This is a genomic window from Pseudomaricurvus sp. ABR4_320, from assembly GCF_056159445.1.
This window is the reverse complement of record NZ_JBSWVF010000014.1, coordinates 98,190-121,096: the sequence shown is the minus strand read 5'-3', so window position 1 is coordinate 121,096 and position 22,907 is coordinate 98,190. Positions and strand designations below refer to the sequence as shown.

Annotated in this window: 21 protein-coding genes; 10 read left to right on the top strand and 11 right to left on the bottom strand. The window is 50.0% G+C overall.

The features are described from left to right. Positions 1-260: 260 nt before the first annotated feature. Positions 261-1,367 carry a helix-turn-helix transcriptional regulator gene (locus ACXAFR_RS21680; RefSeq protein WP_475180882.1) on the bottom strand — a complete coding sequence of 369 codons (1,107 nt, stop codon included), beginning with the start codon at positions 1,365-1,367 and terminating at the stop codon, positions 261-263. A 124-nt stretch (positions 1,368-1,491) separates the two neighbouring features. Then, on the bottom strand, positions 1,492-2,550 hold the full coding sequence (locus ACXAFR_RS21675) for a helix-turn-helix transcriptional regulator (RefSeq protein ID WP_475180880.1): 1,059 nt from the start codon (positions 2,548-2,550) through the stop codon (positions 1,492-1,494). A gap of 531 nt (positions 2,551-3,081) precedes the next feature. Between ACXAFR_RS21675 and ACXAFR_RS21670 the strand changes: the two genes are divergently transcribed. The 8 genes from ACXAFR_RS21670 (at position 3,082) to ACXAFR_RS21635 (ending at position 10,322) form a co-directional block, all read left to right on the top strand. Next, positions 3,082-3,555, top strand: a complete 474-nt coding sequence (locus ACXAFR_RS21670; protein WP_475180878.1) for a hypothetical protein — start codon at positions 3,082-3,084, stop codon at positions 3,553-3,555. A 191-nt stretch (positions 3,556-3,746) separates the two neighbouring features. Further along, a complete protein-coding gene (locus ACXAFR_RS21665) occupies positions 3,747-5,021 on the top strand; it encodes a tyrosine-type recombinase/integrase (RefSeq protein WP_475180877.1) in 1,275 nt (424 codons plus the stop codon). Between the two features lie 317 nt (positions 5,022-5,338). After that, a complete protein-coding gene (locus ACXAFR_RS21660) occupies positions 5,339-6,103 on the top strand; it encodes a DUF3450 domain-containing protein (RefSeq protein ID WP_475180875.1) in 765 nt (254 codons plus the stop codon). Beyond that, entirely contained in the window at positions 6,103-7,461 is a 1,359-nt protein-coding gene (locus ACXAFR_RS21655) for a MotA/TolQ/ExbB proton channel family protein (protein ID WP_475180873.1), read from the top strand. The genes ACXAFR_RS21660 and ACXAFR_RS21655 overlap by 1 nt, the downstream gene beginning before the upstream one ends. Positions 7,462-7,470: 9 nt before the next feature. Further along, the gene (locus ACXAFR_RS21650; protein WP_475180871.1) at positions 7,471-7,995 is read left to right on the top strand and encodes a MotA/TolQ/ExbB proton channel family protein; all 525 of its coding nucleotides are present in this window, start codon (positions 7,471-7,473) and stop codon (positions 7,993-7,995) included. 20 nt (positions 7,996-8,015) lie between these two features. Then, the gene (locus ACXAFR_RS21645) at positions 8,016-8,420 is read left to right on the top strand and encodes an ExbD/TolR family protein (protein ID WP_475180867.1); all 405 of its coding nucleotides are present in this window, start codon (positions 8,016-8,018) and stop codon (positions 8,418-8,420) included. Then, on the top strand, positions 8,417-9,058 hold the full coding sequence (locus ACXAFR_RS21640) for an energy transducer TonB (RefSeq protein WP_475180866.1): 642 nt from the start codon (positions 8,417-8,419) through the stop codon (positions 9,056-9,058). The genes ACXAFR_RS21645 and ACXAFR_RS21640 overlap by 4 nt, the downstream gene beginning before the upstream one ends. 13 nt (positions 9,059-9,071) lie before the next feature. Further along, positions 9,072-10,322: a tetratricopeptide repeat protein gene (locus tag ACXAFR_RS21635; RefSeq protein ID WP_475180863.1), complete on the top strand. Its 1,251-nt coding sequence runs from the start codon at positions 9,072-9,074 to the stop codon at positions 10,320-10,322. Positions 10,323-10,360: 38 nt separating this feature from the next. On the opposite strand, the gene ACXAFR_RS21630 is transcribed toward ACXAFR_RS21635, so the two are convergent. Next, positions 10,361-10,642 carry a hypothetical protein gene (locus ACXAFR_RS21630; RefSeq protein ID WP_475180861.1) on the bottom strand — a complete coding sequence of 94 codons (282 nt, stop codon included), beginning with the start codon at positions 10,640-10,642 and terminating at the stop codon, positions 10,361-10,363. A gap of 358 nt (positions 10,643-11,000) precedes the next feature. On the opposite strand from ACXAFR_RS21630, the gene ACXAFR_RS21625 reads away from it, so the two are divergent. Beyond that, positions 11,001-12,020, top strand: coding sequence for a GGDEF domain-containing protein (locus ACXAFR_RS21625; protein ID WP_475180859.1), 1,020 nt, complete (start codon positions 11,001-11,003; stop codon positions 12,018-12,020). Here the strand turns inward: ACXAFR_RS21625 and ACXAFR_RS21620 are convergent, their stop codons facing one another. Further along, entirely contained in the window at positions 12,021-12,596 is a 576-nt protein-coding gene (locus ACXAFR_RS21620; RefSeq protein ID WP_475180857.1) for a hypothetical protein, read from the bottom strand. A 302-nt stretch (positions 12,597-12,898) separates the two neighbouring features. Here ACXAFR_RS21620 and ACXAFR_RS21615 point away from each other — a divergent pair, with 302 nt between their 5' ends. Then, on the top strand, positions 12,899-13,060 hold the full coding sequence (locus ACXAFR_RS21615) for a hypothetical protein (RefSeq protein ID WP_475180854.1): 162 nt from the start codon (positions 12,899-12,901) through the stop codon (positions 13,058-13,060). A gap of 306 nt (positions 13,061-13,366) precedes the next feature. Here ACXAFR_RS21615 and ACXAFR_RS21610 read toward each other — a convergent pair whose 3' ends face one another. From ACXAFR_RS21610 to ACXAFR_RS21580, 7 genes are all read right to left on the bottom strand, one after another. Beyond that, complete coding sequence (locus ACXAFR_RS21610; protein WP_475180853.1) at positions 13,367-14,470, bottom strand: peptidase M42; 1,104 nt, start codon at positions 14,468-14,470, stop codon at positions 13,367-13,369. 138 nt (positions 14,471-14,608) lie between these two features. Next, positions 14,609-15,076 (bottom strand): FAD-binding oxidoreductase, encoded by a 468-nt coding sequence (locus ACXAFR_RS21605; protein WP_475180851.1) that lies wholly within the window; start codon positions 15,074-15,076, stop codon positions 14,609-14,611. Positions 15,077-15,212: 136 nt separating this feature from the next. Further along, on the bottom strand, positions 15,213-16,382 hold the full coding sequence (uxuA, locus tag ACXAFR_RS21600) for a mannonate dehydratase (RefSeq protein WP_475180848.1): 1,170 nt from the start codon (positions 16,380-16,382) through the stop codon (positions 15,213-15,215). Between the two features lie 13 nt (positions 16,383-16,395). Then, entirely contained in the window at positions 16,396-17,301 is a 906-nt protein-coding gene (locus ACXAFR_RS21595; RefSeq protein WP_475180846.1) for a sugar kinase, read from the bottom strand. 13 nt (positions 17,302-17,314) lie between these two features. Then, positions 17,315-18,781, bottom strand: coding sequence for a mannitol dehydrogenase family protein (locus tag ACXAFR_RS21590; RefSeq protein WP_475180843.1), 1,467 nt, complete (start codon positions 18,779-18,781; stop codon positions 17,315-17,317). Positions 18,782-19,397: 616 nt separating this feature from the next. Next, on the bottom strand, positions 19,398-20,300 hold the full coding sequence (locus ACXAFR_RS21585; protein WP_475180842.1) for an aldo/keto reductase: 903 nt from the start codon (positions 20,298-20,300) through the stop codon (positions 19,398-19,400). 162 nt (positions 20,301-20,462) lie between these two features. Beyond that, on the bottom strand, positions 20,463-22,838 hold the full coding sequence (locus ACXAFR_RS21580) for a TonB-dependent receptor (protein ID WP_475180840.1): 2,376 nt from the start codon (positions 22,836-22,838) through the stop codon (positions 20,463-20,465). Positions 22,839-22,907: the final 69 nt, after the last annotated feature.

Genomic DNA, 22,907 nt, shown 5'->3' with positions numbered 1-22,907 from the left:
AACCATAAAAAGCGGCGCACAGATAAAAAAAGAAGTCCCTTTCGTAGCGGCCGATATCCCTAAATAATCAAAGAGTCCTGATGCTGTCAGCAGGTTTTCCCTGCGCCGATAACTCCGATGAAACGCCATCAAATTCCTGTTGTTGCCTCTACAGCATATCCGTTGCTGTCGATACGTTTCGAGATCAGTATAAAAAATTCCCGGGTTCTGATCATCCCCCGTTTAGGGGAAATTTAACAATTATAGGGTTGCCCTGTAATCTAAATTCTCTGTGAGATTCTGAGCAACTTACCGACCAGTTCTGTCTGTCCATGGGTTCCGGTTTTACTAAACAAGGTGCCCAAATGAGTCCTTACGGTTTCGGTAGAGACATTCATTTGCTGAGCACACCTCTCGGGTGCGACACCTCTCATAATCAAAGAAGCCAAGCGGGTTTCGCGTTTGGTAAACTCAAAGAGATGACGAATTTGCTGCTCTTCTACGTCGGCTTTAGGAATATCCACCCAAACCGTCACCGCCGAAGAAGGCCAATGACATCGATAGTAACCTTCTTCAACAGGCAAAATTCTAACGGTTAACGGTCGGCCTTCGGGTGGCCTTGGCAGTCGAAAAAAATCTGCGTCTGAAGCTGATGCCGTTTTCGTCGCCGCTTTAAGTAATGCCGCTTGAAAGGCCGGCCGACAAGATGCAGCCGCAACCTGCAACCGACCCTGAGCTTCAATCAAGCCATCCCCCTGTTTTAACAATCCTTCTGCATGACGATTCATAGCGATAATATTGAGTCGCCTATCAAGCAAGAAAATACCCGAAGGAACATCATCAATGATGGCTTTTGAAAGACTATTGTCAGGCGCCTTCTCCAACTGACGCCGTATTTGCACGGCATTGGTTAAGTGTTTTTGCAATGTAGAGAAATTTGCCAGACCTTGCTGTGAAAAGTGACCTCGCCGGGCCGAGCGATTGAGCGCGACTACCGTAACAGACTCTTGGTCACACAAGGGCATACCTAAAATGCAATGACGAGCTTCAATAGGACGCAGAATGGTCTCGATGAATTCTGTTGTCGCAAGCCGCTCCAGATCGGCGTTGAGCCAACGCCCGGTTTGGTAGCCAACCGGATTCAGAAATCGCAGTATCTCCTGAGGAGAATCGACGAACCAGTCCAGTAACCGCTGCAACAGGCCGGGGTCAGCACGGGCAGATTCCATCCGCGTGACTTTGGGTGCTCGGCCATCTGAAATCAAATCGACTTCCGGCAAGAGTATTTGATCGGCTGATGTCGCATCCGCAAGCGCATTAAGGCCAGCTTCCCATAGTACAGGTTCATTTACTCCGGCATAGAGCCGTCGTATCGCAGTTTCCAGCATGAATGCATCTCCATTGTGCGCTGTTATCGTGATTTCAGTTAACAATATGGGCATAACTGCACTTGGCGGCAGGCCAAGCGCTGGATAGATTGCACAAAGGTAGCGATTGCGCTTTAGAGGAGTCTTAAAGCCGCCAATTAGACTGCAACAGCAAACTGACCAGCTCGGGTTGCCGGTGAGTTTGAGTTTTGTAAAAAACATTTTTTAAATGGGATTTTGCGGTTTCCCGGCTAATACTCATGCGCTCACTGATATGCTGTAAAGACAATCCTCTGACCAACCACTGACACAAGGATTCTTCTTTATCAGTCAATCCATAGCAGGCTTTAATTCCCAACAAACCATCCTCCCGACCAGGATCATCAAACCAGATACAGATGGTGTCGGGAGCAAACCCGTGGCCAACCTTTGACGGTGACAGCAGCGCGAGGCGAAAAATGTATTCTCGACCATCACTTAGCATTAGACGATGTAAGCGATCACTAGAGCTGGGATCGACAGAACCGTCTCCCAGAGTGCGAACCTCATCGATCAAGCCACAAAGGCCTCGGTGATTGATCGCAAGCGGACTGCCGGATGAAAAGCGAAGCTCTTTTGTGCTCGATAATATATGATAGGCACGCTGATTAAGGCCGACGACGCAGTCCTTAGCATCGATCAACATCAGCCCGACCCGAATGCCCTCAAATATCGGATCGTCAAGCAGAGGTACTCGCGACGCCCTCAGTTTTTCAGACAGTTGGACACTGGTACGTAAATGCGGCAACAGTTTTCTCAAGTAACATTGTGCGCTACTGACAATATTTTCCGAAGGCGACTTCCAAAATATCTCTATCGCGGCAAAGAAGCCGCCATCATTGATCAACGTACACTTTAGACGGACACCGTCAGACGCATAATCCAGAGCGAGCGCATCCGGATGTTGCGTTTGTTGATCAGTGAGATTGAGAGAAAAACGTTTTAAGGTCGGAGTTGATCGGATTGACGGAGAGCAGTCATTATCGCTGACAATGACTTCGCCGTAACCCGATGCGTAGTCAAGTATCAGGCGGGTATTCGTTGCAGCAAAAAGTCGATTGAGTTGGTTCAGTGCGTGAATGCGATGTCGCGTTTCATAAATACAATAATATAAAGCGTCAACGGATTTTTTATAGACACATACATCCTCTGCAAGAATATCCATCGTCGGTACCCAATCTGTATATTATGAACAGTATTTCCACCAGTATTTATGACTAAAACAAACTCGCTCTATGGGATTTTTTATATCGTATGACACCGCCGATTAACTTACCTAAAACCCCATCGGCAAGAGTTATTATGCTATTAATTCAACGCTTGTTGAAATGGTAATTTTCACATATTTACGATTTTTGTCGCGCGCATAATCACCAGTAAACGTAAGGCTGATTTTTGGCAGATTTTTCCTCTTAATTGGAGAAAGATATCGAATTGCTTGGCGCCGTTAATCTCTTTTAACGGAAAATTCTCTGTCGATCGCCACTTGATTGGAAAACAGCCCCTGCAAAACGATGTTTTCGTCACCCAGCTGTTAGACATTCGTCTCCCACTCCCCCATATGGGGGAGGTGAAATAAGGTCGGATTGAGTAAGTTTAAAAGGCACTGTGGAAGAACTGCCAACGGATACTGACAGGGTCAGCACCCGTTAACCTAATCCGTTATCCAGCAGAGATGTAGAGGAGTCGTCAACGGATGCAGAGATTTAGAACAACTTGGATTGATATCGGAAATCACTTTCGTGAAACAGATCACTGCACTCAAGTCCATTTTTGCTTGGATGACACGCCAGCCGGTAGAGCGTATCTAATGACCAAAGGTCATAACCGCGCGACGAGACCCAACCTGTTTCTTAACGGCCATCCTTTGAACAATCAGGAAAACCTTGCCATTGAGCAAGAGGCTATCGTCCATTATTTTGATCATTTTGAAACACTGCCTCAGCAAACGCTTTACCCGTATAAAAATACCTTGATGATTTTGGATTCACCGGACAGGATCAAACATTTTCAATGTGTTGCGATTCTCTGGCAGACGGATAACAAGGAATCATTCATGGCAACTGATCAGCCGCCCCGCTCATCTCAACTTACCCCCAAAAAGAAATGGGCTTTGTCATCTCTGGTAAGTGTCGTTTTGAGAAGCATTGCAATTCGGTTACAACGCTAATCGACACGTAACTGACAACAGACAGGCGTCAAATCAAAGACGTTGAGTTAGCGGTAGAAGCTCAGAACAGATCTAGCATGAGGTATCAGGTTTTTGTGGCCTAATTTCAATGTGTTAAATCTATCTTTTCGAGGAAATTCTGTCTAAAATTTTACAATCAGTACCTTCTGCCACTTATTTGATTTTTTTACATGTCTGCCGACAAATCTAACGCTGCGGTCAAGCGCCCACCCAAACCGGTCGCACTCTACCCCACCTACGCAGAGTTGGTCGACATGCGGCTCAGTGACTACCCAGACCTGAAAACCTTTCTACAGGATGACGATCCTTGGCGCCTTGCTCACTGGGAATGGGGTAAAGAATTTTTACTGTTTATTGGTAGAAACAAGTCAGAACACACCTTCATCCGCTTTCGCGGCGAAGTCGAGCGGTTTCTCGGTTGGACATTTCTGGTCAGGCGCTGTCCGATGGATTCCCTGCGCAAGACCGATATTCTCGATTTCGCTGATTTCTGCTGGAAGCCGCCAATCAATTGGATCGGTGTCGCCAATGTCGACAAATTCCTACTTCGAGACGGGCGCTTTTTGCAGAATAAACACTGGTCTCCCTTCAAGCTAAAGCTACCCAAGCATAGCGCCGCGGAAGGCAGCGATGCCGAGAAAAAGAAATATCGCCCGTCACAACAGACGCTTATGGCGATGTTTACCGCCGTTATCGCATTTTATAAATACCTGATGAACGAAGAGAAACTCTTTGGCAATCCAGCTCAAATGGCGAAACCGGATTGCCGTCACTTTATAAAAGATTCCCAAGTTAAAGAGATTCGGCGCCTTACAGAAGCTCAATGGCAATTTGTTTACGAGGTGACCAGTAAACTGGCCGATGAAGACTGCCAATATGAACGCAGCCTGTTTATCATCTGTGCGCTAAAAGTTCTTTTTTTACGAATATCCGAGCTTTCTGAGCGCAGTCACTGGTCACCCATGATGAGCCATTTCTGGCAGGACCTCGAAGGGAATTGGTGGCTGAAAGTCTACGGCAAAGGCCGCAAGATTCGCGATATTACGGTACCCCCGGATTTTTTGGAGTATTTAAAGCGCTATCGCCAGTATCGCGCCCTACCCTCGCTACCTGCGCCCGGTGAAAATCATCCGATTGTGGAGAAAATTCGCGGCCAGGGAGGTATGACAGCTCGCCAGTTGACCCGGATAGTGCAGGAGGTTTTCGACAAGGCTTACCAGGCGTTGCGACAGCGTCAGGGAGAGGATGAAGCCCGCAAACTCCTCGAAGCGTCAACACACTGGCTGAGACACACCGGCGCGAGCATGGAGGTTGAGCGGGGTCGCGCGCTCAAGGATCTTTCCGAAGATCTCGGGCACGCCAGCATGGCCACCACCGACACTATTTACGTCCAGACCGAGAGTAAAAAACGCGCCGCCAGTGGCAAAAACCGCAAGGTCAACTGATGTGTCTGTTCATGTCGAGTCAAATTATGGTTGCCTCACTGAGCCGATAGCGGTTTAATAGCCTTGATAGCTAACGCAATTGAGAATCATTCCCTTGGCGTTTTATTCGAGGGCAGATTTAATATCTCCTATCGTTTAGGGCGCCCGCAACTCGAATTTTTCTGCGCGGACCTTATTGTGATGGATCAAAACTCGCCATGGAACTTTGGCACTTATCCTTCCTTTTGATACACGTCAACGCCCGCCAGTAGCTCTCAGCTTAGCCTACTTATACCAAATTCCCGCGCCAACCCAACAACCCGGATGTGGAGGTGATTGTGAAGGGCATTTCCAAGCTCTTGGCCTTGAGCCTATGTGTAACTCCCCTGCTGTCAGTGGCCGCTGACGTCGAAGATGTTATTGAAGGCGGTGCTGATCGTCTACAAATCAATCAGCAGGGTCAACAAAGCGTCGATGAAATCAGTGAAGCGACGGACGACTTACTGCAGACGTATCAATCCCACGTAAAAATCGTCGACGGTCTGGAAATCTATAACCGTTTGCTGCAGCAGCAGGTCGACGGGCAGCTGGAAGAAAAAGCCAAACTGGAAAACTCCATCGCCAATGCGACCATCATCGAACGTCAGATTATGCCTCTGCTGTTGCGCATGATTGACGGACTTGAGACCTTTATCGATATCGACATGCCCTTCTTGTTAGAGGAACGTCACCAACGGGTAACACGCCTGCGCCGTATTCTCGCCAGCCCCGAATACACCATCGCAGAAAAAAGTCGCCGCGTCTTCGAAGCTTATGAGGTCGAGGACGACTACGGCACTACCCTCGAGACCTATAAGGGCACGTTGCAACGTGGTGAACAGAGTTTTGATGTGGATTTTCTACGTATCGGCCGGGTTGGTCTTCTCTACCGCACTCTCGGACAGGATGGCTACGGCTACTGGGACCAACAAAACCGAGATTGGGTCACCGTAGAGTCCAGTCATATTCAGCGCAACATCAACAAGGGGTTGAAAATGGCTCACCAGGAAATGGCGCCCGACCTGTTAAGTATTCCCATCGCTCCAGCCACAGGACAAGAATAATGACATATCCCCGTTTACTACTCTGTCTTGTGTTTTTATGTTCCGTGTGCTCCGTGGCTGACGCTCAAGAAACTGTGCTGTCGATGGAGTCTCTGCTGGAACAGGTCCAGGCCGGCACTGCTGCCGATCAGCAGATGAATCAACAGCGCATTGCCGAATTTACCGCCGATCGTCGACAGCAACAGCAAAAACTCGAAGATGTCATTCAGTACCAGGGCGAACTAGAAGATACCAGCGACAGGCTTGAAGCTGATTTTGAACAGAACGAGATTGATCTGGCGGATATGCAAGAACGGCTGGATACGCGCCTAGGCTCATTAAAAGAGCTTTTTGGCGTACTGCAGCAAGTTGCCTCAGATGCTGCCGGCCGATTTGAAAATTCGATTACCAATGTTCACTATCCCGAACGTCGGGAATTCCTACTTGATCTTGCCACGAAAATGGGGCGCACGACCGAGCTGCCGGAGATTTCCGAAATCGAACAGCTCTGGTTTGAATTGCAACGAGATATGACAGCCTCGGCTCAGGTTATCGCGACCCCCATGCCGGTCCTGTCCAGCGACGGTGACGAATATACCGCTGATGTCATTCGTGTGGGCACATTTAATCTGGTCGCTAACGGTACTTATCTGCAATACGTACCAGAGACTGGACGCATTGTCGAATACGGACGTCAGCCCGCCAGCCGCTATCTGCAGGGCGCAGAGAGCATCGCCGATGCCAAGGAACCGGTACTGTTTACCATCGATCCGCTGCGGGGACAGTTGCTTAGCCTGCTGGTAATGGCTCCAGCACTGAAAGATCGAATTGCTCAGGGCGGTTTTATCGGCTACGCGATCATCGGCCTGGGCATCATCGGTCTGTTGTTGGCGTTTGGAAAACTGATCGCCTTGTTTATCACCGATACCCGCATCAATCAGCAGAAAAAGCACATGGATCGGATCGGTAAGAACCCACTGGGTAATGTCATGGCGGCCTACAAAGACGTAGCAAACCACACGCCCGAAGCCATTGAGCTGCGCCTGGGGGAATCCATCCTGCGCGAGCTTCCCAAAGTGAATCGAGGGATATCCCTCTTAAAAATTATTGCCGCAATCGCGCCATTGATGGGGCTTCTGGGTACCGTCACCGGTATGATCATAACCTTTCAGGCGATTACCCTGTTTGGCGCAGGGGATCCCAAGCTGATGGCAGGTGGTATTTCTCAGGCACTGGTCACAACCGTACTGGGTCTGTGTGTTGCGATTCCAGTTTTACTGCTTCATACCTTGGTCAGTTCCCGGGCGCAACACATCCGTGACGTTCTGGAACAGGAAGCTGTCGCGCTGGTCGCTGACCGCGCTCGCAGCGCACCGTGAGGTGAGACTATGATTCGATTACTCGACAGTCTCTTTCCCTGGTTTGGTGACATGTTGGATCTCGGTGGCAATATTTTACTGTTGATCATCGTCGTCGCCATGCTGATCGGCGGTTTACTGCTGGAACGCTTTTACTTTCTGTTCTTTGTCTACCCTCAGCAGATTTCTACCGCTCAAGAATTGTGGCAGCAGCCAGTCACTCGCGCTTGGTTACGGCCCTACCGTTTAACGCAGCTCCGCTCGCGCCTGTTACAGAATCTCAATACCCATCTCTCGTTGGTGAAAGTTCTGATTGCCCTCTGTCCCCTTTTGGGGTTGCTCGGCACAGTACTGGGAATGCTGGAAGTCTTTGATGCTGTCGCGATTACCGGAGCCAACAGCCCTCGCGTAACCGCTTCTGGAGTATCCAAAGCAACGGTATCGACCATGGCAGGCATGCTCGTCGCGATTACCGGACTGCTGTTGCTCAGCCTGGTAACGCAAAAAGTTGGCAGTGAAACGGACAAAATCAGCCGCGTGCTCACACTGTATTAACCGATTTGGAGGTATTACACATGCGACGCTTTTTAACTCATCACAGTGCGGAATCTGAAGCGGCGGTCGACATCACCCCCATGCTTGATGTGGTCTTCATTATGCTGATTTTTTTCATTGTTACGGCAACCTTTGTGAAAGAGTCCGGCATTGAAGTCGACAGCCCACAGGCGACCACTGCCGTGGTGCAAGAGAAAGCCAATATTCTGATTGCCATCGATGCGGACAACAACATCTGGATCAACCGACGCATGGTCGATGCGCGCTCCGTACGGGCAAACATCGAGCGCCTTCACGCTGAAAACCCCAAAGGCACAGTTGTTATTCAGGCGGATCGGGATTCTCGGAATGAGATGCTGGTACAGGTGATGGATGCGTCGCGTCAGGCTGGCGTTTTTCAAATTGCACTTGCAGCGAGGGAATGATGAACGCGATTCCACTACAGGATAAATACTACCTGCTGAGACTCCCTCTGGCTCTCGCTGCAGGCGGCGTTTTGGCACTTGCACTCACCTGGGGGATGCACGCACTGATTCAATCGTCGGAGGCTCGTCTGGATGAGTCCGAACGCATCCATTTGCTGGATTTTGTGAGGCTGAACCGGGAAGAGACACCCCAGCGCAATGAACGAAAGCCAGATCGACCCGCCGATGAGCCACCGCCACCGGCGCCTCCGGAAAACACGGCAGACGCCAATCAGGATTCCAGTGGCTCCACCATGGCACTGGCGGCACCCGCCACCGATTTAGATACATCGATCAATGGTCTCGCCATCGGCACCGACGAGGGCGAATACCTTCCAATCATTAAAGTGGCCCCATCCTACCCTCAGCAGGCATCCATCAAACGACTAGAAGGGGAATGCACGGTGACCTATACGGTCACCACCAATGGATCCACCAAAGATGTTGAGGTTCTGGAAAACGGTTGCGATTACTCGGTGTTCGAACGCCCATCCATTCGTGCAGCAGAGAAATTTAAATACCGCCCGCGAGTGATTAACGGCGAGGCGGTAGAAGTTCACGGCGTAAAAAACCGCTTCGTATTTACCCTGGAGAAATAGCAGGAAAACGGTCATGAAATATCGTTCTCTACGGTCATATTGCCAACTCGCCTGTCTGTCATTGTTGATACTGTCCGTTCAAACATTCGCGGCAGGGCAAGGCAGCATGGTCATTCGTGAGTTTGTGATCAACAAATTGTCTGAGATCCAGAAACTCTATGAAGAAGATGAATTTGCCGCTGCCCAACAAGCTACGACACGCTTTATAGAGACCGCCAAACTGCGCGATTTCGAACGAGTGCAAGTTCTCAATATGCAAGGCTATATCTATGTCGCCCAGGAACAGGCAACGAACGCCATCGCAGCATTTGAGCAGGTACTGACCGAGCCTCGGCTGTCACCCGCGTTGCAAGAGAGCGTTTTACTTACCTTGGCACAACTCTACCTGATGGAAGAGCGTTATCCCGAGAGCTTTGAACGCATCAACACGTTGATGGACATCGCTGAGACAACAACACCTGAAATGCATGTACTCAAAGCTCAAGTGCTCTACCAACTGGATCGTCCCACCGAAGCCTTGGGTGAAATCAATGGCGTCATTGCGATGGCGACAGCAACCGGAAAACAGCCACGAGAACCTTGGCTGGCTCTGAAAAATGCGCTGCTGTTCACCCAGGAAGACCTTCCTGCCATGCGGGACAATCTGGTTCTGCTGGTCGAACTCTACCCTCGCGACAGTTATCTGCTGCAACTGGCTGCAGTCTATTCCCGCATGGAGGAACCGCGCAAACAGCTCGCCATTCTTGAACCCATGTATGAACAGCAGCGACTCGACCAACCCCAGCACCTGATTAACTTGGCCTATTTGTATCTAAATCTTGATGCGCCTCAAAAAGCCGCCCAGTTATTACAAAATGCGATAGAGCATTCAGAGCTGGAAGCGAACTTTGATCATTGGCAGCTATTAGGTCGAAGCTGGCAAAGCGCCAAGGACAACGACAAGGCGGTTGCCGCCTACCATCAAGCAGCCAACCTCTCCGAGAAAGGTGACCTATGGGTAAGCATTGCCTATATCCACATCAATCGCCTGGAGTGGGTCGCGGCGGAATCCGCGTTGAATAATGCCTTGGCAAAAGACTCCGTCAAAGATCCCGGCAACGCACGTCTGCTGCTCGGAATGGTCCGATTTAACCAACAGCATTTTGACGAAGCGCGAGAGGCTTTCCGCCAAGCGGTAAATTTTGATGACAGTCGCCGCCATGCGCGTCAATGGTTGGATTATGTTGAATCTGAAGTCGCCAAGCGTCAGGCATTGGAGAGCTAGTTACTCGGGCAGCTCTGCCTTCATCTTTCTTCTTATATTTATTTCAAAAGCGCTGAGACGCAGGCAACAAAGGGTTCTGCCGCCAACTGCTCATCAGGACTTTGTCCATGCTGCTCATCAGACAGTTCGAAATGCCCTTCGAAAACTCGATGATCGTCCGCGGTATCGATATTTCCTTCAATAAGCACCTGAAAATTCTGGCCATCGGGCAATAATGAGGCGCAGGATTCAATGGTTGGCGGTTTTTGATTGGCACTGACCGCAACGACCAACGCCACAGCAAATCCAGTGACGAGACCGACAAGAAACTTAATGTTCATGATTCTAGCCTTTTACCGGGTTATTTCGGGTTAGAGAGACAATGTGAGGTCAAGTTCCAGCAAATTTGATGTTAACCAACTATCCTAATTGATACTCATCATGGAAATCGAGCATGAACCCCGTGCCTGGCAGCAGTCAGCGCGACCTGCTTAACGAGATGAATTTAACGCCATAACGCGTATGAGTCCTTCGCTCAGGCGGCAAGCGCGTAAAGCAACGCTTATCGATATCTCGCTGGATGCGATTAACTGACCAAGATGCCGGTCGAAATCATAACGTCAATGCTCAGGCATCACCGAACGCGACGGCAGTGTCTCACCATCGCGATGAAAAGCTCTGTGTTACAGGTACACCACGGTGGAAGATTTATATCGAGCAGCGTCGTTTCCCGCGGCGACTGACCTTTTTAAACAAGCTGTAGGCTTTTTATCCAAGCACTATATTCCACCGTCGCCCTTCCACCTGCGACTGGCTTACGACTTTGCCGAAAATCGAGAAAGGTTGGTGCAATCGAATCTCGCACCTCTACTCAGCGAAGACGGCAAACTCACCATCGAACAACTGTGGGAAATTTGCAAAGATCTCTATAACCAGGACGACGAACAACTTTCCCCACTGCGGGATTCCATCACCGAATTAATTGTCCACCTGCAACAGACTCTGCTGGTACAAACCGCGGCACAACAACACCGGGAAGCCCTGCATGAGTTCGAGCTGTTTCTGGAAAACGAACCCACGGCTAACCTGAAAGAACAAGTCGACAAAATGCGTCATTTGAACGACGAACTGCAGCAGGAGCAGGCCCAAGCATGTTCGTCGATGGAAGCCATGTGCAACGAACTGGAGCAGTTACAAAAAGACATCGATAATGCTCGTCGGGAAGCCAGAACCGACGATCTGACAGGAATCTTTAACCGCAATGCGTTGGATATTGAGTTAAATGCGCTGATAGAGCTGGCTAGAGCGAATCGCCAGCCTTTTTGCCTGATTTTGGCCGATATCGACCATTTCAAACAGTTCAACGACAATCACGGCCATCTCTTGGGTGACAAAGTTCTTAAATATGTGGCGAACCAGCTACGAAAAACCGTTAAAGGCGGTGATTTTGTTGCCCGGTACGGGGGCGAAGAGTTCGCGATACTGCTGCCGGAGACACCGCTCGCAGGCGGGATGACCGTCGCCGGCAACCTTCAGGAAAAACTGGCGTCGCACACGATTAAAGATCCCAAAAGTGGCAGTAGCCTGGGTAAGGTGACCATGTCGTTCGGGGTTGCCGAATACCGAGGTTCTTATCCAGCAACCCACCTGATCGGGCGAGCCGACAAGGCTCTGTATGCCGCGAAAAAGGCTGGTCGCAATTGTGTAAAAGCCGGGTGATCAATCCTTTCGTAGTGACACAGTGACCGTGCCGTTAAACACGCCATTTAGGTAGTAATGGATGTCGATGAACAGGTGATCGCCCTTGAGAAGCAATTGGATGCGTTTTTCGTAGAATCGATTGTTGGTGCGGTACTTCTCGCCAACTTCAAAACCGTTGTCGATCTGTTGGTACAAAAACACCGCCTGATCGGTGAACAAAAACAGATGGTCTCCGGTGATCAAACCGCGCATTAACTCCGGCTTACGCAACGTGAGTTTGAGTTCCCCCAACCCATTGCGTTCAATGTTCACATCTGTTTCAAAAGCTCGGGTATTCACCGTTGGATCGCGATCCGAGCCAGCGCAGGTTTTTTCCGTCAAATGACCGGTCCAATCCCCTTCGGTCGCCGCTAACAGAGATGCGACCCAGTTGCTTTGACTTTCATCGAGCTGCACGCTTGGCCCGCGCTCAAAATAGGCATCGCCCATAGACTCGCGCCAGGAAGACGTCTCATAACAGTTCAATGCGAAACTCTGCCCCGCCTGTAACAGCAGGCCAATGCCCAGCATTCGCGCCAACTTGATCGGCAGCATGACAACCTCCCAGCTATTGATCAACACATAAGAATGTCAGTGCTCGATGCGATTCGACACTGATTCACGTCAGAGTAAAGGCGAATGATGAATCGCGACACCAGAGTTGCCACGTATTTGACGCCTCTTGGACGACGTTAGAATCATTTCAGTACTTTGCTACGAGCCCCTGGGAATCACTCTCAGTGACAATCAGAATAGATCGATTGCCTCAAACCAGACAGACTTATAACCAGAAAGGACAGATTTTGATCAGCTTGGATCTTTTTGTTACCATTACGCTTTCACTTGCAGGAGAAGCTATGAACGATCACACACATCACAGCAAATCCAGCGACGCGCCGGAAGCGTCATCTAAGGCGAGACTGAAACGTAAACTGTCAAAATTGCGGAAACGCAAAGAATTTAACGAACTCGGAACCGACACCAACTTACAGGGTGATCGCAGAGTTCAAGAGTCCTGATTCGGCCCACACCCGCCTGGAGTCGGGATTCTTCCCGGCCAACTCCGAGCGGATGTTAGAGTGCAACGCCTGATGTCCGTGGCGCGGCAGGTTTAAGGGCCACCATTTTGGAATAACCTGCTGCGGCCGCCTCTGCAGTAGTGATGGCATAGCCCCATCACTTGAGGCGGTACTTACCACTTTTCTCTTTGTTTCTATCGATTTTTTTCTTCTACTTTCCCAGTCAGCCCTCGCCTTCCTGCGCACTTCCAGCTTCGTTTACCGTTTATCGAGTAGCTATCCAATAAATAGGCGGAATTAACTTGCCTACAAATAGGTTGATAGTAACTCCAGCATCGCCACAATGGCCGCCAATGATGCCGTTTCGCTCGCGGTATGATATTCCGTCGTCGGTATCTGTAGTGTGCTGCCGTTGATCCTACCTTCTGTCGCTGACGCTATGCGTCCTAATTCCGTTCGCCCCAGCGGAAAAGGTCGCTCACGGGTTTTGTTCTGCTCTTCGATATACGCATCTTTATAGCCGTAAGATAATCCCAATTTTTCACAACGTGCGGCTAATTCATGTGTCATGGCCTCGGAAAATTGACCATTGGCGTCTTTTTTCCGTAGCGTGATCAACTGAGCATCCGCGTCTTCGCGCGTGGCATAAGGACTGGTATCCAAGACGATTAACCGCTGAGTCGTAATTTCCTCCCGCTGGAACCAAGACAGTGCGTAGCGCCAGCTGCGTCCCGACTCCTCTTGCGCGGTGAACAAACCCGTCCCCTGAAAGCCCCGACGGAACAGATAGATGATCAGCGCGGCGCTGACAACGTTATCCAATTGACAAGACACCAGCCCGTCTTCCACTTTGAGTCGATCGAGAAACGAAACCGGTGTGCCCGGTTGCAGATAATCCAAACCTTCCACTTCAAAAATCAAATTTTTGCGGCGCGGACAGACATAGGAGCGGGTGATGCACCCCTGCCCCAGATAGGTTCCTGTGTAGGGTAAGTGCGCCTGCACTCTCTGTCCGGAAAATCGATCGTCGATCTGCTCCAGCATGTGGGCAGACATGGAGTCCACCATGTTTTCGCCCTGATTGGCAGCGATAAAAGCCGCATACTGAAACTCGTTTGGTCCTGTACACAGTAAGCCGTGGCGATCGATGTGGGCTGATAAGTACAGATCATCCGGTCGAGTCCCCTGAGCGACCAAAACACCATCAAAATAGCCGACTGTGATGTCCAGCTCTTCCAGCTCTCGCCTAAGCACCCGAAAAAAGGACTCTTCGTTACCGACCACCGAGGGCTCGCGAATAAGCGGTTTGAGAATATCGAGAAACTCGATCAACTCGGGACTAAAGAGGTTTTCGGGAACATCAGCGGCTTCGAGATACTGATGAAAGGCGTCAATCGAATCCTTATCCATAACCAAAAACCTTTACTGTGGCAGCCAAAGAAAAGCGAAGAGCACTGACTATAACCCAGCACTCCTGAGAAAAGTTACTGTTATTTCTAGGATGAGATAAACACGGTAAACGTCACTCAAACAAGGGCTTTCTAGAGATCACGGTGAAGGTTCGAGGCCGTCGAGAAAGTCATCCAGGATTGTTCGCATTTCCAACAACCGCTGGCGGACCTTATCGCGCTCCGCCGCTGAAATCGGCTGATAGCCACGCAAATACGGCCAACCATAGCCCCAGCGATAAAAGGTCGGAAAGATCGGAGAACCGCCAACGCGAACACCCAGAAACATTAACTGCGACAGTGGCCCCTCCCCCAGCTCAGAAACACAAGCACGAAGATCTTCATCTGCAGCCAGCCGTTGTTTTAGTGTCCCACCTTGCCAGTAGGCAAAGTCATGGCGAATACAGCACTCGGCCCACTTGGTATTGTCGTCGAAATTCCCGTCGGGAAAGGCACTGCAGCCATCACTGGTAAACGGACTGATCATCTCTGCGCAAACGACAACTGGCATCATCAACAGCGTGAAAACCAGTGCCAACAGGTACGGTGTTTTGTTTCTCTCCAGCATGGTCCCATCCGACAGCGAACAACGCTATAAACATAGTCGAATGGGATGCCAGAAGGCAATTCGAGCAAAACGTAGGCGTACTTTTCAGAGAAATGGACTCCAAAATTTCAGCAGGCTATATCAATGACATGACGGATTAATGCCGCAAACGCTCCAGCACATGAATCGCTCCTCGCAATTCAGCCAGAGACTTCATACGGCCCCCGTAGGAGTATCCGGGTTTTAGTCCCGGCTGGCCGATTTCATCTTCAAGGGTGTGACCATGGTCCGGGCGCATGGGAATCGCATCTGCACCGCCACGACGCTGCTCTTCATCCAACAGAACAGAGATCAAACCGATCATATCGTTATCGCCATCCAGGTGACCCGACTCATAAAATGAGCCATCGTCTTCACGTTTAACATTGCGCAGATGAACAAAAAAGATCGCAGGCCCAAACGCTTTTACCATCGCGACCAAATCATTATCCCCCCTCGCGCCGTAGGATCCGGCACACAGAGTCAATCCGTTTGCAGGGCTTGGAACTGCCGCCAAAATAGCGCGGGCATCATCGGCGGTGGAAACGACCCGAGGCAACCCAAACAGCGAAAACGGAGGATCATCCGGGTGTATGCACAGACGGATACCCGCCGCTTCGGCAATGGGTACGATATCCCTCAAAAACGCAAAGAGATTTTCCCGATAGGCTTCGGTGCCAATTTGGTTGAAGTCTTCGATGGTTTCGCGAATCGCATCGCGGGAATAAGACCCCTCGCCGCCAGGTAACCCGGCAATAATATTGTGCTCAAGACGCTCAATGTCTTCTGACGACATAGCATCAAACATCTTTTGAGCCGTTTGCTGTTGTTCCTTAGTATAACTGTCTTCGGCACCCCGCCGCTGCAGAACAAACAGGTCATAAGCGACAAATTCTGCCATTTCAAAGCGCAGAGCTTCAGAAGCATCCGGCAAGGTGTAGGTCAATGAAGTCCGCGTCCAGTCAACCACGGGCATGAAGTTGTAGCAAACCACGTTGACGCCCGCCTCACCGAGATGCCGCAAGGTATCCTGGTAGTTGCGAATATACCGCTTGTAATCCCCGGTTCGGGTTTTAATGTCGTTGTGCAGCGGCACACTTTCGACCACAGACCAGGACATACCGTGACCTTCGATATCGGCCTTACAGGCTTGTATACGCGCCAGTGGCCACACTTCCCCTGTGGGAATATCGTGCAGCGCCGTCACAATACCGGAAGCGCCGGTCTGGCGAATTTTTTTCAAAGAAATCACATCGTCTGGTCCGAACCAGCGCCAAGTTTCCTGCATTGAGATAATCCTCTTAGTGTTTCGATGGCGGAACAATGGCACCAGGCGTCTGTGCGACTTGGCTTGCCAATGCCTGCGCCTCAGCGACGCAGACATCCAAAGCACGCCCTTTCAATTTTGCCGAGATGTCCGCGGCATTAAAGGCATCGGTGCTTCCGGTTGAGTCTGTGATACCTTGGGCATTAAGTGGACGATAGTGATCATCGACGCCGCTCCTTGAAGACTGCCGAAAGCCATGGCTGCTAAAATTCCGGTCACGTATGACCAATTCTGACATCGTCGAAAAGCGCGTATAGAATTGCCAGCTCTCTGTCGGTTTTGATAACCCCCATAGACATAGGTCGTCTTCGGCATTGGTGAAAATAACATCACAGTAGGGCAATACTCTTAAAATACTGTGGCGGGCATCGGCCAGTGATTGCCAAAGTTTTGCGCGAAGATTGGGGTCAAAAAACACAGTAATACACTGACGCTTCATGTTCGCCAAAAACGTCAAAAAATTATCGAAGCCGTTGGCATAGATAACCGCCAGCGTAATGCCCGAGAAATAAAAACATCGGCATGGCGGCAGCGCTGATGGCTGCACAAATAGCTGGCGTGCGGGACTTTTACTGCGCCAATATTTGAAAGAAGACCTACCGTGCACGTCGGTATAAATGTAATAAAAGCCAATGGCAGAACGAGGTCTGAAGAAAATCCAATCAGTGACGATATTTTCACGCTCGCAAATCGACACCATTTCAACAGAGAAGCGGTCGTCACCGATACACGTCATATACCCGCTGCGCAACCCAGCACGCGACAGATAGACAGCGGTGTTATAGGTATCTCCACCAAAAGACTGCTGCCAGGACTGTTTGTGACGATGAAACTCAACCATCACCTCCCCAGCACTCAGCACATCTACCGTATTTGACATGCGCGTTTCTCCATCAAGCGAGTGACAGTTCCCTGGCAAGTATCTCTGTGATTTTCTCGTGTTGAAATTGCTCGAGAAACTGCGTTGTCTGCTCAATAAAATCGGGTCGCTTTTCGGCCAGCTCGCCAAAACCCAGTTGATCCAGTACGGCAAAAACAGGCGAAGCGTTATCGATAATCGATTGGCGAAATGCCTCCCCATTCGGGTCTTTAAGATCAAATTCTCGGCCATTGTTGGCGTCGGGCTTCAGGTAACGAATCCACCCCGCCAGCGCCAGAGCATGGCATTGAACCTTTTTACAATCGCTGAGCGATACACTCGCCAACCAGCGCTGAGGAATTTTTAACGAGCCGTCCTGAGCAATTTGCGCCAACTCATGACAGAGAGATGAATTTGAAAACCGCTCACGCAGCTCGGCCTCATAACCGTCGAGATCGAAATCATCGGGAACGGACAATCCCGGCTCGACCTCCTTCATAAAGCGCGTCACTAGAGCGGCGATAACGGAATCGTTAATCGCTTCATGAACATAGGTATAGCCGCACAACTGCCCAATGTAAGCCATCAGAGAATGGCTGCCATTCAGCAAACGAAGCTTGGCCTGCTCATAGGGGTGCACATCCGGCACCATGAGAACACCGACGGTTTCCCAGGCGGGACGGCCTCTTACGAAGTCATCTTCAACTACCCATTGGCTGAAAGTCTCTGTAAATATTCCCGCCTGATCCTCAGCCTGCAACGCCTCTGCGAGCTGGTGCAGGTCCTCGGTGGCCGTTGCGGGCACGATACGATCCACCATACTGCAGGGAAAACTGGTTGATTTTTCGATCCACTCAGCGAGATCTCCGTCAACGTGTTGCGCATATTCCAAAACCACCTGTCGCAATATTTCGCCATTTGCCGGCAGGTTGTCACAACTCAACAAGCTGACCCCGTGCCCATGGCTCTTACGACGAGCCGCTAGCATCGCCACCAGTATTCCTGGCAGGGTCTTTTGCTGTGCGGGGAAACCAGAGAGATCGTCTTGAACATCCGGATGATGCAGATCCAGACTTCTGGAACTGAACGCGTAGTAATAGCCCTTCTCGGTGACCGTCAGGCTGATGACCCGCGTCGTTTCCGCCACCAACACCTCAAAGATCTGCTCCTGATGTTCGATAGCATTCAAAACCTGCCGTATGGATCCGACCAGATCGCGGCGTGAGACACGGCCACTGCTCCTTTCCGTCACACAATAGAGCCCGTCTTGAGGATTCAGCTGCCGACTGGCTGTCGCAGAGCGAAGACTAACGCCAGTAATCGCCCACTCATACCCGCCCCCCAAATTCATCAAGCGATGCTGGTACAGTGCTTGGTGGGCTCGATGAAAAGCGCCCACGCCGAGATGAACCATACCGGTCGCCAAGGCGCTCCGGTCGTACGAGGGCTGAATAAATTCCGGATTGATTTGATCCAGGATGGAATCACACAGTCGCCGCAAGGGTAATTTCCTCTTCTTGGTGTTTGACCCTGCCTGTAGACGTCAAGCATGGTACTTGTAAGCAAGCCTCTAAATTGGCCTGACCAATAATCGGGAATTCGGCCTCCATTGTCAATAGCAGCCCCACTGATTGAGTCCCTCACACGAGGGAAATGTCGAACACCCAGCATTTTGGTAAGGCCACTGTTTATCGTGGACCTCGCTAAGCAAGATCAACATCGGTTGGAGCAGTTCAGGCTGAAGCAGGAGGTCAAAGAGAACCTACCGTCTACGCGTAGGTTTACGGTGGCTAAAAAATGACTGCCCCACAGAAATTTCGCGGGAATTTCTTACGACGAGATGATTAGACCAGTTTTGACAATGAAGAACTTACTGTACATTGGGCAACCGGCAAATTTGGTAGAACCAAATCGCCAATCCTTAAAAACGTGAATATTATTTTACGAAACCTACCAACGAAACAACACGATTGTTCACCGCATCGCCGTTCAGTGCTGGTTTAAATTTCTGGGTTTGATGAAGAGGCCGAACAGAACGCTTTAGAAGATTGCATTTTGCATTTAAAGAGAAAACAGGCCTCAATAAAGAGGCCCGACAAGATTCACCTTAACGCCATTTAGGGAACTCGATACCCTTGTGACGCAACAAATATGCGATACCACTGCTCATGGGTCAGATCAAATTCCAACGCAGAGATTGCCGTTATTACGCGCTCGATGGCTTTGGTACCCAGTATAAGGATTGGATTTGATGGCAGTTTAAGAATCCACGCATAGATGACTTGATCGATGGTACCGGCTCCAATTTCACCGGCAACCTCTTCCAGGCACTGACGAAGTCTCTGGTGCTGCTCACTGACGCCACTGAATAGCTGGCCTCCAGCCAGACAGGACCATGCCATTGGCTTGATTCCGAGTTGCTGCATCCTTTCCAATAAACCGCTTTTTATGTTCTCCAGATTCACGGGATTCAGTTCGATCTGATTCGTCACCAATGGCACATTGACCGATGAATGGAGTAAATCGAGCTGATAAGCTTCAAAATTTGATACCCCGAAGTTCGCAACCTTGCCATCGGCGTGCAATTGATCGAAGGCTGCTGCCACCTCGTTTGCCTGCAGGAGATAATCAGGGCGATGCAACAACAGCAGGTCTAATTGCTCAATCTGTAATCGCTGCAGAGACGCCTCTACGGAACGGATTATTTTTGCTTTGCTCAGGTCGTAATACCCGACCCGCCCAGCCTCAGGCAACACAATGCCACACTTAGAGATGATCTGAAGCTGTTCCCTCAGGGACGGGTCGAGTTTTAGGGCACGACCAAACATTGCTTCACATTCAAAGGCGCCATAGATATTTGCGTGATCTACCGTTGATATTCCCAACTCTAAATGTTGTTTTACATAACGCAGACATTCTTGCTCATTGATCCCCCAATCCATTAAGCGCCAATAGCCCTGAACGAGTTGCGATAATCTAAGCTCTGAGCCATTTAACGATACTTTTTCTACGTTTTTCATTCACTAAATCTACGACTGATTTGACCAAATTTCTATTGGACAATCGCACCGAAAATGAAATGTCATCGTCTAGTACGGTTTCCAAAATGAGATCCAATGATACTCTGCCCAACGTCGTTTGAACATTGACGCCCTATTGGCGATGCAGGATACTCAAGCCGTTTAAAACGCCATATCCAATCGCATACCATAGGTTCTGGGCGCTTCATACACTAAATCGCCAATAGCCAATCCCGTATTCACCGGTGCAGTGTTCGGCTGCAAATCGTCTTCAAGATTGTTAACCCAAGCCGTTAGCGTCCAATTGCCCTGGGTATCAGCCATCGCGATGCTTGCATTGGTGCGCCAGAAGGATGGCGCCGTTTGATAGTCGAGGTATTCAAAGCCGATGATGCGCTCATCTTTGTACTGGGTATCCACGCGGGCAACCAATTCTAGATTTCCAACTGGAATTACTTTTTCCACCCCCAGGTTAAACACCCATTCTGGTGCCTGATAAGCGTCCATTCCAGAACAGTCGATTTGATAGACGGCGCCACTCAGAACAGACGCACAACCGGTGAGAGGCGGCGTCGCCCCGGCGGGTTCTGTGTAGGAAAAAGAGGTGTACTCTGCATCAAGATACTGAACCGTGCCATGAACTTTTAATGTTTCTGTCAACACAAATGCGGTTTCTATCTCTACCCCTTGATTGACTGACTCACCAGTGTTTTCAACGAATAAGCCCTGGTTACCCCTGCCGTCAACGCCATTGTGGGAAATTTGTTGATCCTTGTAGTCCCAATAAAACGCCTCGACATTTAATTGCCAGCGACGATCAAACAGTGCGCTTTTTATACCCAACGTGTAGGCGTTCAGATATTCAGGTTCAAACGTCTCGTAACCATAGGCGAGAGAAAAGCCACCCGATCGATAACCCGTGGCATAACTTCCATAGAACAAGGCGTCAGCACTCAGGTCATATTCAATTCCGACTCGCCAGGTCACCTCCTCGCTGTTTGTCGAAGCGTTATTTGGGGTGGGCGCCCAAACAAGCAGCGCAGCAGAATCACCGACCTGCGTCGCGCCCGTCGAGCCAGGTACTGTTGGTAACGAAAAAGCTGGCGATACCAGCTCATTGGGCGAATCCGTCAATGGCAGTAAACTGGCATTAGGACAGCTGGGACAATATTGCGTAAAATTTCCGCACTGAACGAAATACACATCTGCCTGGCCAGCCATTGACTTGTCGTCAACGGTATACCGCAATCCGCCGATCACACGGAAACCTTCTGAAAGATGCGCCGTTGAATCCACGAACAACGCATAGGATTCGGTCTGGGTTTCAAAATCCTGATAGGACGCCAATGCCTGCTGACTGAACGTATAATTCCCGTCAACAGTCTCATCAAAATAATGCCCACCAACGATCACATCAACGTTAGCCAAACGCTCTGTTGCGAGCCGCACTTCAAGGCTCGTTTGTTCATCCTGCTCTTGAATAAATCCGTAGAATGCCGGCGATGCAAAGAGGTTATCCAGTGTCGATTTGCGATATGCGGGGATTAATGTCCAGGTTCCCAGATCGCTCGTATAGGTAAATTCACCTTGAATACCTTGATAGTCATTATCCATATAGATTTCGTTTTCTAACGGGTCAGCTGTTCGACCCGACAGACCGAAGAAAAGATCTTGTCGATAGGATTGGGACGATTCATCAAACATACCAACATCCTGTCCAAGATCAGCACTCTGGTAATCGTAATCTCCCGTTTGAGTGTTAAGGATGAATCGTCCATCGTAGTTTGCGCCAATACCCTGCCCTCGTGTTTCGGAGTAGTCTGCGCTGATTCTAAACTGAAACTGATCGTTCACTTCCGTTAACCATTGCACTCGTAGCGCGCGCAGCTCTTCATCGGATGTGCCGTCACTTAAGTAGGCGTCATGTTCGGCGGATTGTCCAGAGAGGCGGACAGCGGTTGAATCACCAATGGGAAGGTTGAGTGCTCCCTGAAGATTGCGCTTTTTATAGTTTCCGAGGCTCGCAGACAAGGCCACCTCTGTTTCCCCTAGGCGAGGTTTAACGGGGAGCAAGTTCACAGCACCCGCCGTCGCATTACGACCATAAAGCGTCCCCTGAGGACCTTTTAACAGCTCAATACGTTCAACATCAAAAAACATATTCTGTGCTGACGTTGGCCGAGCGATATAGACATCGTCATAGTTAAACGCCGTCGCCGGATCGCTGTAACCATTGACGGTAAAATTACCAACCCCACGAACAAAAAACGTGGTATTGGCGCCACCGCCGCCACCAACTTCCAGTGCCGGAATCAAAAGGCTCATATCCTGAGGATTGGTAACACCGGCTTCGAATAGATTGTCTCCGGTTAATGCGGTAACGGCCAAACCCACATCTTGAAGGCTTTGTTCTCTGCGCTGAGCCGTTACAGCGACCTCCTCCAAACTCAAGGTCGTAGACGAATCAGCAGCGATAGATGGCTGTGCCAGAAGCGAAGTAAGCGTTGCACTGAGTGCCATGAACGGCGATTTTTTCACCCGAATCTCCTTATCATTATTTTTATTGAGTGCGATCACTCCAGAGGTAATCCCCCGTCGTTGAGACAT